Here is a 13921-nt window from a genome sequence, read left to right as displayed (position 1 = left end):
CAAGGCATCACCCAATATCCTGTAGTGAACCTGTTTATCGATTCGAACTGAACCGACCCGCCATGGCTTTCGACAAGCGAAACCCGATGACCAAACACCGACCTGCCAAAGCCCGACCCTTCGCCCTCTCCGGCTGGAGCCTGCAACGCAAACTGGTCCTGGCCTTCTGGCTGGTCAGCGTGATCCCGACCATGATCGCCGCCGAACTTGCGGCCACCACCCTGTCGCAGATCTTCGACAGCAACGTGCGCATCTGGCTGCAAGAATCGACCAAGATCGTCGAGGACGAGATCAGCGAAATCCTGCGGGACAACGCCCGAGTGGCGCAGTTGTTTCTGCGTTACACCCGCCCGCAGATTGATAAGTTTTCGGGGCGCCACAACCGCATGACCACAGACATCGCTGATTCCATGGGCATCGACGCCGTCGCCCTGGTGCGCAGCAGCGACCATGCCGTGGTGTTCAGCACCGCCGCCGATGACATCATCCGGCAGATCAGCACCGCGCCCAAAGCCGTGTTGCAAACCTTGCAAATCGGCGGTGTCGCGACCGGCGCAGTGGTGTCGACCTTCGAGACCGAGCAGAACGGCGTCGCTTACAAACTGGTGATTGCCACCTACCTCGACAACAGCTTCCTGACCAGTGTCTCCGATGTGCACTCGCTGGACTTGCGCCTGTACTTGGCCAAGGGCGACAGCTTTTCGGAGATTTTCTCCAGTCAGCGCTTCGAGGATCACCCGGCGGCCGTGCCGGAAAAAATCGAGCAGATCCTGCGCACCACCAAGCAGCCGACCGAGCAATTCACCAGCCGTTACAGCGGCATCTATCGGCCGATCCTCAACGAAAACGGCGATCTTCAGGGCGTGATTTTCAGTGGTCTGCTGCGCCACACCAGCCTGGTCGGGCTGGTGAATCAGAGCAACCTGTTCATCCTGATCTTCCTGCTCAGCTCAGCCGCTTCCCTGGGCGTTGGCTGGCTGGTTTCGCAACGCCTGACCCAACCGTTGCGCGGTTTGTCCAAAGGCGTGCAAGCGGTGATTGCCGGGGATTATCGCCAACGCTTGTCGGTGACTGGTGGCGATGAACTGGCGGAGTTGAGCAGCACCTTCAACCACATGAGCGAACGCCTCGGCGAATTGCAAAACCTCGAATCGCAGCTGCGCCGCCGCGACCGTCTGCATGCACTGGGCGAAGTCGCCATGGGCCTGGCCCATGAAATCCGCAACCCGCTGGGCATCATCAAGACCGCGACCCAACTGTTGCACCGACGCGCCGATTTGCCCGAGACCGACAAGCGTCACCTGGAATACGTGGTCAGCGAAGTCAGCCGGATCAACGACCTGATCACCGATTTCCTCGACTTTGCCAAACCCAGCGCGCCGCTGCGTTCGACCGAACCGGCCCGGATGTTGGTCGATGAACTGGTCGGGTTCTGCGCCCCGGAACTGGCCAGCCATCACATTGAGGTGCACATCGACGATCAAGCCCCCGGCGCGACCCTGTACGCCGATGCGCGCCAGCTCAAACAGGCCGGGCTGAACCTGATCGTCAACGCCATCGACGCCATGCCCGACGGCGGCCAACTGACCTTGGGCATTCGTCGTGATGCCACCTTCACCGTGATCAGCGTGGCGGACACCGGCATGGGCATTGAGCCAGACATGCTCGAACGAATTTTCACCCCGTTTGTCACGACCAAGGCCTCCGGCACCGGGCTGGGCCTGGCCAAGGTCTTTTCGATCATGGAAAACCATGACGGGCGCATCGAATGCACCAGCGAAAAAGATGCCGGGGCGACCTTCAGCCTGTACATTCCGGCCCATGGTGAAGACTTCGACGAGGCAAGCGATGACACATAACGTACTGGTGGTCGACGACGAGCCCAAGCTCTGCGACCTGCTGGCATCGGCCCTGAGTCAGAACGAGATCACGGTGTTCACCGCCGGCAACGGCCTGCACGCCCTCAAGGTGCTGGAGGCCGAAGACATCGACCTGGTGATCAGCGACTGGCGCATGCCCGGCATGGACGGCCCGCAATTGCTGGCGGAAATCAAAAACCGCTTTCCGCAGTTGCCGGTGATCGTCATGACCGCCTACAGCACGGTGAAAAATGCCGTGCAGTCGATGCGCAACGGCGCCTTCGACTACATCGCCAAGCCGTTCGACATCGACGAGATGGACATCACCGTCAGCAAAGCCCTGCAATTTCGCGACATCCTTAGAGACAACCAGCGCATGCGCGCCGAACTCGATGAACACCAGCAGATCGACAGTCTGGTGGGCGACAGCCCGAGTTTTCGGCAAGTGCTGCAAGCGATCGATTCGGTGCGTGAAAGCAACGCGACCATCCTGCTGACCGGCGAAAGCGGCACTGGCAAGGAAATGGTCGCCCGGGCGATCCACAAACATGGCAACCGCGCCGACAAACCGTTCGTGGCCGTCAACTGTGCAGCAATCCCCGAAGGCTTGCTGGAAAGCGAAATGTTCGGCCACCGCAAAGGCGCGTTTACCGGCGCGGTAGCGGACCGGGTCGGACGCTTCCAACAAGCGGACAGAGGCACGCTGTTTCTCGATGAAATCGGCGAAATGCCATTGGCCTTGCAGGCGAAAATCCTCCGCGCCTTGCAAGAACGGGTGATCGAGCCGGTGGGCGACCCGCGCGAACGCAAGGTCGATGTGCGAGTGATCGCGGCCACCAACAAAAACCTGCTGGACGCGGTGGCCAACAAGGAGTTTCGCGAAGACTTGTACTACCGCCTCAACGTGTTCCCGATTCCGCTGCCGGCCCTACGCGATCGGGTCGAAGACATCGCCCCGCTGGCCCGGCATTTCGCCCACATCCTGGGCGCGGCGGCGGGCAAACGCTTTAGCGGGTTCAGCCCGGAAGCGTTGAATGCCATGGCCAATTATTCATGGCCGGGGAATATTCGCGAACTGCAAAACTGCGTTGAGCGGGCAACCATCGTCGCGAGCGGAACGGTGATCGAAGAGGATGACCTGCCGGCGTATCTGTTTGCCTCACGGCCGAGCGATGGCAGCGTCCCGCTGGTTGAAAACAACGGCGTGCCGGCGGATCTGGAAGCGGCCCTGGCAGAAGTCGAGAAGAGCTACATTCTGGCGGCGCTGCAACAGAGCAACGGCGTACAGGCCGCGGCGGCGCAGTTGATCGGGATTTCCGAGCGCAGCTTTTGGTATCGGCTGAAGAAACTGGGGATTCATGTGGACAAAATCGTCCGCTGATAATCGCAAGGCTCCCACCATCCTGTGGCGAGGGAGCTTGCTCCCGCTCGGCTGCGCAGCAGTCGTAAACTCTGCAAATACGGTTTATCTGAAGGACCGTGGCGGATGGTTTTGGGGCTGCTTCGCAGCCCAGCGGGAGCAAGCTCCCTCGCCACAAAAGCCTCTCTCCAGGGTCAGTTCACCTTCCCGCCCTTGGCCTCACTCATGATCTGCCGGATCGCCCCAACAAACGCTTCCACCGGCTGCCCGCCACTGACCGCGTACTGGCCGTTGAACACCACCGTCGGCACCGAACTTACCCCGCGCGATAGCCACAGCTGCTCCTCTTCTTTGACCTCTTTGACGTACTCGTCCGACGCCAGAATCGCCTCGGCCCGCGCCTTGTCCAGCCCGACGCTTTCAGCGATCTGCGCCAATTGGCGAGGATCGGACGGGTTGCCGCCATCGGTGAAATACGCCTTGAACAGCGCCTCTTTCAAATTGAACTGCAACCCTTCCAGCCCCGCCCAATAGAGCAAGCGGTGGGCGTCGAAGGTGTTGTAGATGCGGCTGTTGCCGTCGGTGCGGAAGGCAAACCCGACTTCGGCGCCACGGGCGCGGATCATCTCGCGGTTTTTCTGCGATTGCTCGGCGGTCGAGCCGTATTTTTCGGTGATGTGTTCGGTGATGTTCTGGCCGTCGGGGCCCATGTTCGGGTTCAGCTCGAACGGCTGGAAACGGATCTCGGCCTGCACTTCGTCACCCAATTGGTCCAGCGCCCGGGTCAGGCCGTACAGGCCAACGACGCACCAGGGGCAGGACACGTCGCTGACGAAATCGATTTTCAGGGAGTTACTCATCGCATACCTCGCAGTCTTTGATTGCGCCGCAAAGATCGAACGATACACCCGACAGGTCCGAGCGTGCAGATCCCGTTGTTCACACCGCTCCCACAAGGGGATTTGTGTGGTGTTTAAGTGGTTTGTTTAAACCGGTTTCCGAAAGTTTCCGGGAGGCTACAGCGCCTTGCGTCGTTGCCTACACGTAAGCCAGAATCCGCCGGCTTGTGCGCCTTGGGGGCTGTCGGTAACTTTGTTCGCATCACTGATTTCCAGTGATCGGGTTTAGTAGCCCGGCTCGATCCCTCTCATACGGTTGCACAAGCGTCGTTCAGTCAGGCTCTCGCCTGCACTTGATGGTAGCTGTGCGCATGGCATCCTCGGATGCGCCGGATTTGAGGTGGGTATCCGGTCTACTAACTTGCGCACAGCTGCCACCCTTCCGTTTAGTAGCGAGACAGGTTGCAGCTCTACTTAGAGGTGTACCCCCTTATGTTCAAAATTACGCCAAATCCACCGGAAACCGATCCGGTCCCGCACGACCCATCGCTCGACGCCAAAAAACTCAAAGAGGCCGCCGACCGCGCCCTTAACTATTACCTCAACCCCGCCGCCCTGAAGACCACACCGCGCAAACCCAGCACCCTCTTCTCCATCTCCGTCGATGCGGACCACGAAACCCTGCTGGCCAGCGCCTGCGAATCCCTGGCCTCGGCCAGTGTGATGATGAGTGATTTCGCAGCGTTGATGGACGGGCCGCAACGCAACACCCTGCTGGGGATTCAACAAGTGGTCATGCTGGGTGAACTGGCGGTGAACCGGATGCTGGATAACGTTGTTCCAGCGACGTAACTGACCGGCAAGGACTCACGGCCACAGAAGATCCAATGTGGGAGCGGGCTTGCTCGCGAAGAGGGAGTGTCAGCCAACATCAATTCAGCTGACACACCGCCTTCGCGAGCAAGCCCGCTCCCACAGGGGACAGCGTCATCCACCAAATATGCGGAGGGTGTTACAACAGATTCGGCGTCTCCACCGGCTCAATCTGCGCCCAATGCGAGGTGTCTTCGCGGTGGGCCTGCAAGTACGGCAACACCGCCGCCAGTAACGGCGCCTTGAACGCTTCCTGGAAACGATGGGCCATGCCCGGAATCAGTTTCAACTGGCTGCCACGGATATGCGCCGCCAGGTGCACGCCGTGCATCACCGGCAACAACGGATCCGCCGTGCCGTGCACCACCAGCGTCGGCACCCGCAATTGATTGAGCAACGCCACCCGGCTCGGCTCCGCGAGGATCGCCATGATCTGGCGCTTCACGCCTTCGGGGTTGAAGGCCCGGTCGTACGACGCGGCAGCCTGTTGCAGCAGCAGCTTTCGATCATCACTCACGTTTGGGCTGCTAAGCGCCGCGAGCAAATCGGCTTGCTGCTCCAACGCCACCTCGCGATTCGGTGCACTGCGCCGCGACAATAACTGCACCAACGCCGCACTCGGCGCCGGCAAGCCTTCAGCCCCGGAACTGGTCATGATCAGCGTCAGACTCTCGACCCGTTGCGGCGCCATCGCCGCCAGATGCTGGGCGATCATCCCGCCCATACTCGCGCCCAACACGTGAAATTGCTCGATGTGCAACGCATCCATCAGCCCCAACGCGTCCTCGGACATATCGGTCAACGTGTACGGCGCCGCCACCGGCAAACCGAGTTTGTAGCGCAACACTTCAAAAGTCAGGTTGGCGTTGGCCGGGGCCTGGCGCCAGGTCGACAGCCCGACGTCGCGGTTGTCATAGCGAATCACCCGAAAGCCCTGCTGACACAACGCAACCACCACCTCGTCCGGCCAGTGGATCAGTTGCCCGCCAAGCCCCATCACCAACAGCAACGCCGGATCGGACGCACGGCCGATGCTTTGGTACGCCAGGCTCACCTGATCCAGATCGACGTGCTCGGTCGGAACATTGACATCGCAGCGCGACGCCGCAAAGGACGGCAGGCCGAACAACAGCGCTGCCAGTAAAAGAAATACACGCATGAAAAACACCGAAACGCAGAACCCCAGTAGAGCGCGAGTCTGATGAAGTTTGTTCAAGCGCGCTGCCACAGTTGCGTGACAGTTTGATGAAGATTGCCGAGTGGTCATGTGCGGTAACTCTATACCCCCCTGGGGATGGGCAGTCCGTCTCACATGGACCGTCTGGCGAGGGCCTTCCTGCCCCGCTCTTGCGCAATGACCATTCATCGAAAACCACTCGATACCTGTTATTTCTGACAGTAGCCAACCCCATCCCTGAAGCATCCAATCAGCCATGCATCCACTGTCATTTATGCGCCCTGCCACCGGAGCCCGGATCATGAGCACTGACTATCGTCGCCAAGAGCATTCGTTCCATATCCCAAAAAAACGCCCGCGCCCGGCGATTGATATTCCGACAGCGCTGCCCTTTGCCGATAGCGCGATCCTGGGCGTCAATCAGGCCATGGTCAAAGCGTCTGGATTGCAGGTCCGCATTGATTCCGACTCGGTCAAACCCGGCGACAGTGTATTGGTGTATATCGACGACCGCCTGGTCCTGGTGCTGCCGGTCAAGGTGGATTACGCGGGCGAACCGATCATCCAGTACATCCCGGCAAGGCTGATCCCCGAAGGTTTGATCAGCGTGACTTATCGGGTGAATCTTGAGTGGTCTGTGCCGCAGAAGGTGCTGGTCAAAACCCGTCTGCCCGGCGGCATCGATCCGAACCCGGACGCGCCGGGGCATTACCTGTTGGCGGCACCACAGCTCAGCTCGCCCCTCCTGAGCGGCTTGCGGGATGAAACGGTCACGGTTGCCCCTTACGAAAACATGTGCCGTGGCGATGTGGTGACGCTGGTATTCGGCAAGTCCGCCATACCCCATACCGTGGAAGCAGATGAAGTCGAAAAGCCTCTGACCTTTACCCTGCTTAAGGACATGTTTGCCGAGAACGGTGATGGCGAAGTCGTTCTGTACTACAGGATTGTTGATGAAGTCGGCAACAGCGCCACGGATCACTCACTGGGCCTCTCAGTCACGATCCAGAGCGACGCCAATGAGTCCGCACCGCCGACCGTGGCGGGCGTTGACGAGCAGAACACCCTCTACCTGAGCCAACTGGGGAGCCAGGCGCTCGATGTCCGTCTCGATACGCAAGACTTTGACCCCGGCGACATGCTGGCGCTTTACTGGTTAGGGCTGGACCGTACAGGCGAGCCACACGTGCTCACCGAAACACAAACCCTCGAGACCCAATCGACGCTTAATTTCAAGATTGCCAACGCCGATATCCAGGTACTTGCCGGCGGCAGCGCCCGGCTTTCCTTTACCCGGACTGACGGCAACGGCGGCACGCAGCCATTACCCTCACGGGAAATACTCATCGTGGGTAACACCCGCAGGGGCAGTGAGGCGCAGCATCCGCCAGAAGCCGACACAGTCGGCAGCCCACTCAGCGAACCCGAAAGCGCTGTCTTGAGGATCGACGTGCCGATTATTCCGGGAAGTACCGAGCCTGTGGTCGGGGCGCACTGCGGGGTCTCGATCAGAATATACGATGACCAGGACCCGAATGGAGCCCAGGTCGTCATCGACCCCCTGGTCGGGGGGGAGCCACTTGATGTCCTCGACATCGTTCTCAACGATAACATTGTCGATACCCTCATCGTTGCAGACGGCGAAGAGAATGCTCGGCATCTGATGAAAATCCCCAATCATCAGCTCAACCCGTATGCCGTCAATTTTCTTGTCGCCATCGTCAGTCGGGTCGGCGGAAATGCCGATTTTTCCGAGCCGCCATTGAGTATCTTGTACAACGAAATCCGCCCGGGTAACAAAGACCTCGACACCGAGCCAGGACACTCCGAACTGCAACTGAAATTGCCGCAAGACATCATCGACAATGGCCTGGATGCCGCTCGGGCGTTGCAGGATGTCGAGGTGAGCTTTTGCTACCCCTACTGCCGGGCTTACGACATCATCGAGCTGCGACTGGGGACCTCGACTCTGCACTTCGCGGTTTTGCCGAGCGAGGCCCCAGAGTTCGGTGAAAGCACGCCCCTGTGCATTGTGCGCAAATTGATTGCGCAAAACTTCAAGGATGCCGGCGACAGCCCGGAATTTGTGTTCAGTTACACCGTGCATGACCAGATCACCAACGGCGCGGACCCGTCCGACCCGTTCTCGGCGCCTATCTTTATCGATGTCGATCTCGCGGGTGTGCGGCGCCCGGCTCCGGTGTTTTTCGACAACCCGAACGACACGGATTCAACCCTTATCGACCTGGAACAGATGGGCAGCGAAGACCTGATCATGCTGGTCAGGGCCGCCGCCCCGCAGTTTGTGATTGGCGACACGATCGACGCCAAATACAGCAGCCCTCCCAGCCCTGACTTCGCGGTGTCAGGGACAGTGACCGGCCAGTTCGGCATCCCCTTGCCGTTGCCACTGCTGGTGCCCAATAACCTGGTCATCTCCGGACGGGGGGTGACTGGCAGCTATGTGCAATCCAGAAACGGCGTCTTCATTGCCAACTCGAAAATTGCCACCGCGCGGGTTATTGGCGTCGGCGTACCGGACTTGCCACCGCCCGAGGTGATCGTCGCACCCGGCGGCGTGCTTGAGCCCAAAGACAACCCGCAAGGGGCCAGGGGGCGGGTCAGCGTTCCGGGGTTCCGCCCAGGCGATGAGGTCCAATTGATTGTTCGGGGCGCTCCCGGGGACGGCTCCCCGGCGTTCACTCCGGTGGAACTGGACGACAACGGTCTGGCCGACTTCCCCTTGAGCACCGCCTTTATCAAGGCCAACAGAGGCCGGGTGGTGATCGTGAGTTACATGTTTATCCGGGGTATCCGGCAGCTGCCATCACGGGAGTTGACGCTCATCGTTCATGACTCGAGTGAAACACCGGAAATCACCAGCGTGACGGCCGGCGGAGCGGTGGTTGGCGATCGGGGATCGACGTATTACCGCACGCTGAGCATCAGCGGTACGGCCGAAGCGGGGGAAGAGGTGGAGGTATTGGATAACGGCGCCCCCCTCGGTCGGTTCCCGGTCGATGACAGCGGGATCTGGACGGTCCCGGCACGAACATTCAACGTGACCACTCATACCCTCACGGCACGAACCACCGATGGTAGCGACCTGGTCTCTGGGCCACGAGCGTTCACGGTGCTGGAAGGGCTTGTGCTCGAAATTACAAACTTCGTCAATCCGGCCTACAACGGCTGGCAGCAAGGGCCGGCGGCTCAGCCAAATGACCTGCGTTTCATCTTCCTAGCCCAGTTCAACATCAACCAATACGTGCTGTTCAACAACACCAACACCAATAACTCAGCGGGGGTCGTCCTGTACAAGGACTTCAACAATTTGACGCCCGGCAAGACTTACTACTTCACCGTCAATTTCGCACGATTCCCGCAAGACTACGCGGTACCGATAGTGACCTTGAGAACTAACGGCGCCACGAGCCCAAACCTAACCATCAACCATCCCGATGCCCGGTATTACACGCTGAATTTCATCCCGACCAGCCCCAGCGACAGACTGATGATCTCCAATGTTCTGGCCACCGGCACAGGCAATGACTGGATCATTCCCTGGATTCAAATCCAGCGGGTCAACTAAGGCCTCAATTCCCGCTGACCGGAGATCGGTCAACGGGTTTTGAGGGCTCAGTGGCGTGACAGTTTGATGAAGATTGCCAAGTGGTCATTTTTGAGACCGCGTTATCGTTCTTCGCGAGCAAGCCCGCTCCCACATTGGACCTTCAGTGATCACAAATGCTTTGTTCGCAAAAGATCCAATGTGGGAGCGGGCTTGCTCGCGAAGGCGCCAGAGCAGGCGCCGCTGAACCTTACGCCAACTGACTGCGCAACTGCCGCGCCGCCGCCACCATGTTCACCAGCGCCGCCTCGGTCTCCGGCCATGCGCGAGTTTTCAACCCACAATCCGGATTCACCCACAGCCGCTCAGCCGGAATCCGCTTCACCGCTTTGCTCATCAACTTGACCATCTCAGCCGTGTCCGGCACCCGTGGTGAGTGGATGTCATACACGCCCGGGCCGATATCGTTCGGGTAGTCGAACGCTTCGAAGGCCTTGAGCAATTCCATGCCCGAACGCGAGGTTTCGATGGTGATCACGTCGGCGTCCATGGCCGCGATGGACTCGATCACGTCGTTGAATTCGCTGTAGCACATGTGCGTATGAATCTGCGTTTCATCCCGCACACCGCTGGCGCTCAAACGGAACGCTTCCACCGCCCAGTCCAGATATTCCTGCCATTGCGCCCGGCGCAGCGGCAAGCCTTCGCGGAATGCGGCTTCGTCGATCTGGACGATTTTGATGCCGGCGTTTTCCAGATCCACCACTTCATCGCGCAGGGCCAAGGCCAATTGCTGCGCCTGGATTTTGCGCGACACGTCTTCGCGCGGGAACGACCACATCAGCATGGTCACGGGACCGGTGAGCATGCCTTTCATGACTTTGTCGGTCAGGCTCTGCGCATAAGTGATCCAGTCGACCGTCATGGCGGTCGGACGGCTGAGGTCGCCGTAGATAATCGCCGGTTTCACACAGCGCGAACCATAGCTCTGCACCCAACCGAAACGGGTGAACAGGTAGCCGTCGAGTTGCTCGGCAAAGTACTCGACCATGTCGTTGCGCTCGGCTTCACCGTGCACCAGCACGTCCAGGCCCAGGCGTTCCTGGACTTGCACCGCGTGGCGGATTTCGCTGTGCATGGCGTCGGTGTAATCGTTGGCCGAGAGCTTGCCTTGCTTGAAGGCTTGGCGAGCGAGACGGATGGAGCCAGTCTGCGGGAACGAGCCGATGGTGGTGGTCGGGAACGCCGGCAATTGCAGGCGTGCGCGCTGCTGTTCGATGCGCTTGGTAAACGGCGAATGGCGTTGGCTGTCTTTGGCGCCGATGGCGGCGATTCGGGCCTGGACTTCGACTTTGTGGATGCGCGGCGACTGGGCACGACTGGCTTGAATCGCACGACTCTCGACCAATGCGGCTTGTACCTTGGGTGATTGCGGATCGTTGAGGGCATCGCGCAGGACGGCGATTTCGCCACACTTCTGCACAGCGAAGGCCAGCCAGGATTTCAGTTCCGGGTCTAGTTTGTCTTCGCGCTCCACGTCCACCGGGCTGTGCAGTAACGAGCAGGAACTGCTGACCCACAGGTTGTCGCCAAAACGCTCTTGCGCCGGTTGCAGTTGCGCGAGCACTTGCTCCAGTTCGCAGCGCCAGATGTTGCGACCGTTGACCAGGCCCACCGACAAAATCTTGTAGGTCGGCAGGCGATCCAGCACTTGGCCAAGTTGATCCGGCGCCCGTACCGCGTCGATGTGCAAACCTTGCACCGGCAGGCTGACGGCCAGGCCGAGATTATCTTCCAGGCCGCTGAAGTAAGTCGCCACGAGTTTTTTCAGCGGCGAATATTGAAGGATGTGATAGGCGCGTTCGAAGGCACTTTTCCAGGCTTGCGGCAGATCGAGGGTCAGGATCGGTTCATCGATCTGCACCCATTCCACGCCTTGTTCAGCGAGGCGGTTGAGGATTTCGTTGTAGACCGGCAACAGGCGTTCCAACAGTTCGAGCTTGTCGAAGTCGTTGCCACCGCCCTTGGATTTGCCTTTGCCCAGCCACAGGTAAGTCAAAGGGCCAATGATGACGGGTTTGACGTTGTGGCCCAGGGCCTTGGCTTCCTCGACTTCGTCGAACAGTTGTTCCCAGCTCAGTTTGAACGGCTGATCCGCGCTGAACTCCGGGACCAGATAGTGGTAGTTGGTGTCGAACCACTTGGTCAGCTCTTGGGCGTATTGCGCTTTGGTGTGGTCGCCGCCGCAGCAGTTAGCCGTGGCGCCACGGGCCATGGCGAACAGGGTGTCGAGGGTCGGCTGGCCGCTGGCACCCAGCGTGCTGTCGAAACGCTCGGGAACCACGCCGAAGGCCAGGGAATGGCTCAGCACCTGGTCGTACCAGGCGAAGTCGCCCACCGGCAGCAGGTCGATGCCGGCGTCTTTCTGCAATTGCCAGTGGGTGGCGCGCAATTGGCGGCCGACGCTTTTCAGCGAGTCCTGATCGAGATCGCCCTTCCAGTAGGATTCGAGGGCTTTTTTGAGTTCGCGGTCAGCGCCGATGCGCGGGAAACCAAGTGTGTGGGCCAGGGCCATGGTGTGTTTCTTCCTGTGAAAGAGGTTGTGAAAACATGGCGCTATTGTCGACAGTCAACCCAACATGAGACAAACTCAACCTTTTCGTGTTCATCACAAGTTTTCCTCATGGAGCCCCCGGTGCTTGAAATCCGTCACCTGAAGACCCTGCACGCCTTGCGCGAAGCCGATAGCCTGGTGGATGCGGCTGATCGCCTGCACCTGACCCAGTCGGCCCTGTCTCACCAGTTCAAGGAACTGGAGGAGCGTATGGGCATGCCGTTGTTCGTGCGCAAGACCAAACCGGTGCGTTTCACCAGCGCCGGTTTGCGCCTGCTGCAACTGGCCGACGCGACCCTGCCGCTGCTGCGTGGCGCCGAGCGCGACATCGCGCGACTGGCCGGCGGCACCGCCGGGCGCCTGCACATGGCGATCGAGTGCCACAGTTGCTTCCAGTGGCTGATGCCGACCATCGACCAGTTCCGCGATGCCTGGCCGGAAGTCGAACTGGACCTGGCCTCGGGCTTCTCCTTCGCCCCGCTGCCGGCCCTGGCCCGTGGCGATCTGGATCTGGTGGTGACCTCCGATCCGCTGGAACTGGCCGGGATCACCTATGTGCCGTTGTTCACCTATGAAGCAATGCTCGCGGTGGCCAATCAGCACCGGTTGGCGAACAAGGCTTATATCGTGCCGGAAGATTTGCTCACGGAAACCTTGATCACTTACCCGGTTGAGCGGGATCGGCTGGACATCTTCACGCGGTTTCTGGAACCGGCGGACGTCGAACCGGCACAGGTCCGGACCTCGGAACTGACGGTGATGATGATGCAACTGGTGGCCAGCGGTCGCGGCGTGTGCGGCATGCCGCATTGGGCGCTGCATGAATACAGCTCACGGGGTTACGTGAAGGCCAAGCGGCTGGGCGAGAAAGGGTTGTTTGCGACGTTGTACGCCGGGATTCGCGCCGACATGCTGGACGCGCCGTATATGCGCGATTTTTTGCTGACGGCAAAGGACACGTCATTCTCGACGCTGGATGGGGTTAGCGCGGTTCGCTAATCGTTATCGACCTGAAATGCGATCAAATATTGGAGCGGGCTTGCTCGCGAAAGCGGTGTGTCAGCCAACATCAATGTTGAATGTTAGACCGCATTCGCGAGCAAGCCCGCTCCCACAGGGGATTGTCGGGGTGTCAGACTTCTCGCCACATATGGATCTTGTCGAAGTACTCCTCGCCCACCCGCACCGCCAACGGTTCTAAACCGTACTGGATGAAGCCGCAGCGTTGATACAACTTGAACGCGGCTTCGTTGCCAGCGGTAACGGTCAACTGGATCAGCCTCAGGCCCGGATGGTTTTGCGCTTCAGCCAACGCCGCCTGCACCAGTTGAAAGCCGAGCCCGCGCTGGCGGACTGTGCCAGACACGTACATGCCAAACAACGTCGCCTTGTGCCGGGCCTTTTCCCGGGGTTCGAAGGCCAGGCCGACGATGCCGGCCAACTGGCTATCCTCGAACGCGCCAAACACCGCGTCGAGTTTGCTGGTCAACCGCGATTCCCACCAGCTCAACGGCATCGTGGCGCGCTCGCGTACGCTGGAAGTGAACGCTTGCGGATGCAGGTCGTAGGCTTCAAGCATCAACGCCCGATAGTTCAGGGCATGGCTGGCATCCAGTCGTTCGATCCACATG

Annotated in this window: 9 protein-coding genes; 5 read left to right on the top strand and 4 right to left on the bottom strand. The window is 59.9% G+C overall.

The window, feature by feature from the left end:
* The first annotated feature begins 86 nt into the window (after positions 1 to 86).
* The gene (locus tag AC1MEW_RS09695; protein ID WP_201256398.1) at positions 87 to 1859 is read left to right on the top strand and encodes a sensor histidine kinase; all 1773 of its coding nucleotides are present in this window, start codon (positions 87 to 89) and stop codon (positions 1857 to 1859) included.
* A complete protein-coding gene (locus AC1MEW_RS09690; RefSeq protein WP_201256397.1) occupies positions 1849 to 3240 on the top strand; it encodes a sigma-54-dependent transcriptional regulator in 1392 nt (463 codons plus the stop codon). The genes AC1MEW_RS09695 and AC1MEW_RS09690 overlap by 11 nt, the downstream gene beginning before the upstream one ends.
* Before the next feature lie 173 nt (positions 3241 to 3413).
* Here the strand turns inward: AC1MEW_RS09690 and AC1MEW_RS09685 are convergent, their stop codons facing one another.
* Positions 3414 to 4079, bottom strand: coding sequence for a DsbA family oxidoreductase (locus AC1MEW_RS09685; protein ID WP_201256396.1), 666 nt, complete (start codon positions 4077 to 4079; stop codon positions 3414 to 3416).
* 471 nt (positions 4080 to 4550) lie between these two features.
* Between AC1MEW_RS09685 and AC1MEW_RS09680 the strand changes: the two genes are divergently transcribed.
* Positions 4551 to 4910 carry a DUF6124 family protein gene (locus tag AC1MEW_RS09680; protein ID WP_201256395.1) on the top strand — a complete coding sequence of 120 codons (360 nt, stop codon included), beginning with the start codon at positions 4551 to 4553 and terminating at the stop codon, positions 4908 to 4910.
* 160 nt (positions 4911 to 5070) lie between these two features.
* Here the strand turns inward: AC1MEW_RS09680 and AC1MEW_RS09675 are convergent, their stop codons facing one another.
* On the bottom strand, positions 5071 to 6090 hold the full coding sequence (locus AC1MEW_RS09675; protein WP_201256394.1) for an alpha/beta fold hydrolase: 1020 nt from the start codon (positions 6088 to 6090) through the stop codon (positions 5071 to 5073).
* A gap of 319 nt (positions 6091 to 6409) precedes the next feature.
* On the opposite strand from AC1MEW_RS09675, the gene AC1MEW_RS09670 reads away from it, so the two are divergent.
* The gene (locus tag AC1MEW_RS09670) at positions 6410 to 9697 is read left to right on the top strand and encodes a hypothetical protein (RefSeq protein WP_480426169.1); all 3288 of its coding nucleotides are present in this window, start codon (positions 6410 to 6412) and stop codon (positions 9695 to 9697) included.
* Between the two features lie 229 nt (positions 9698 to 9926).
* On the opposite strand, the gene metE is transcribed toward AC1MEW_RS09670, so the two are convergent.
* The gene (gene metE / locus AC1MEW_RS09665; RefSeq protein ID WP_201256392.1) at positions 9927 to 12251 is read right to left on the bottom strand and encodes a 5-methyltetrahydropteroyltriglutamate--homocysteine S-methyltransferase; all 2325 of its coding nucleotides are present in this window, start codon (positions 12249 to 12251) and stop codon (positions 9927 to 9929) included.
* 120 nt (positions 12252 to 12371) lie between these two features.
* Between metE and metR the strand changes: the two genes are divergently transcribed.
* The gene (gene metR / locus AC1MEW_RS09660) at positions 12372 to 13289 is read left to right on the top strand and encodes a transcriptional regulator MetR (protein WP_123515140.1); all 918 of its coding nucleotides are present in this window, start codon (positions 12372 to 12374) and stop codon (positions 13287 to 13289) included.
* Between the two features lie 133 nt (positions 13290 to 13422).
* Here metR and AC1MEW_RS09655 read toward each other — a convergent pair whose 3' ends face one another.
* Positions 13423 to 13920 (bottom strand): GNAT family N-acetyltransferase, encoded by a 498-nt coding sequence (locus AC1MEW_RS09655; RefSeq protein WP_201206357.1) that lies wholly within the window; start codon positions 13918 to 13920, stop codon positions 13423 to 13425.
* Position 13921 lies beyond the last annotated feature (1 nt).

Source organism: Pseudomonas sp. ASL4 (assembly GCF_056680395.1).
This window is presented reverse-complemented; position numbering and strand designations above follow the sequence as displayed.

Coding starts and splice junctions, on each gene's coding strand:
- AC1MEW_RS09685 (WP_201256396.1), bottom strand. CDS start 4,079: ATGAGTAACTCCCTGAAAATCGATTTCGTCAGCGACGTGTCCTGCCCC.
- metE (WP_201256392.1), bottom strand. CDS start 12,251: ATGGCCCTGGCCCACACACTTGGTTTCCCGCGCATCGGCGCTGACCGC.
- AC1MEW_RS09675 (WP_201256394.1), bottom strand. CDS start 6,090: ATGCGTGTATTTCTTTTACTGGCAGCGCTGTTGTTCGGCCTGCCGTCC.
- AC1MEW_RS09670 (WP_480426169.1), top strand. CDS start 6,410: ATGAGCACTGACTATCGTCGCCAAGAGCATTCGTTCCATATCCCAAAA.
- AC1MEW_RS09690 (WP_201256397.1), top strand. CDS start 1,849: ATGACACATAACGTACTGGTGGTCGACGACGAGCCCAAGCTCTGCGAC.
- AC1MEW_RS09655 (WP_201206357.1), bottom strand. CDS start 13,920: ATGTGGATCGAACGACTGGATGCCAGCCATGCCCTGAACTATCGGGCG.
- AC1MEW_RS09680 (WP_201256395.1), top strand. CDS start 4,551: ATGTTCAAAATTACGCCAAATCCACCGGAAACCGATCCGGTCCCGCAC.
- AC1MEW_RS09695 (WP_201256398.1), top strand. CDS start 87: ATGACCAAACACCGACCTGCCAAAGCCCGACCCTTCGCCCTCTCCGGC.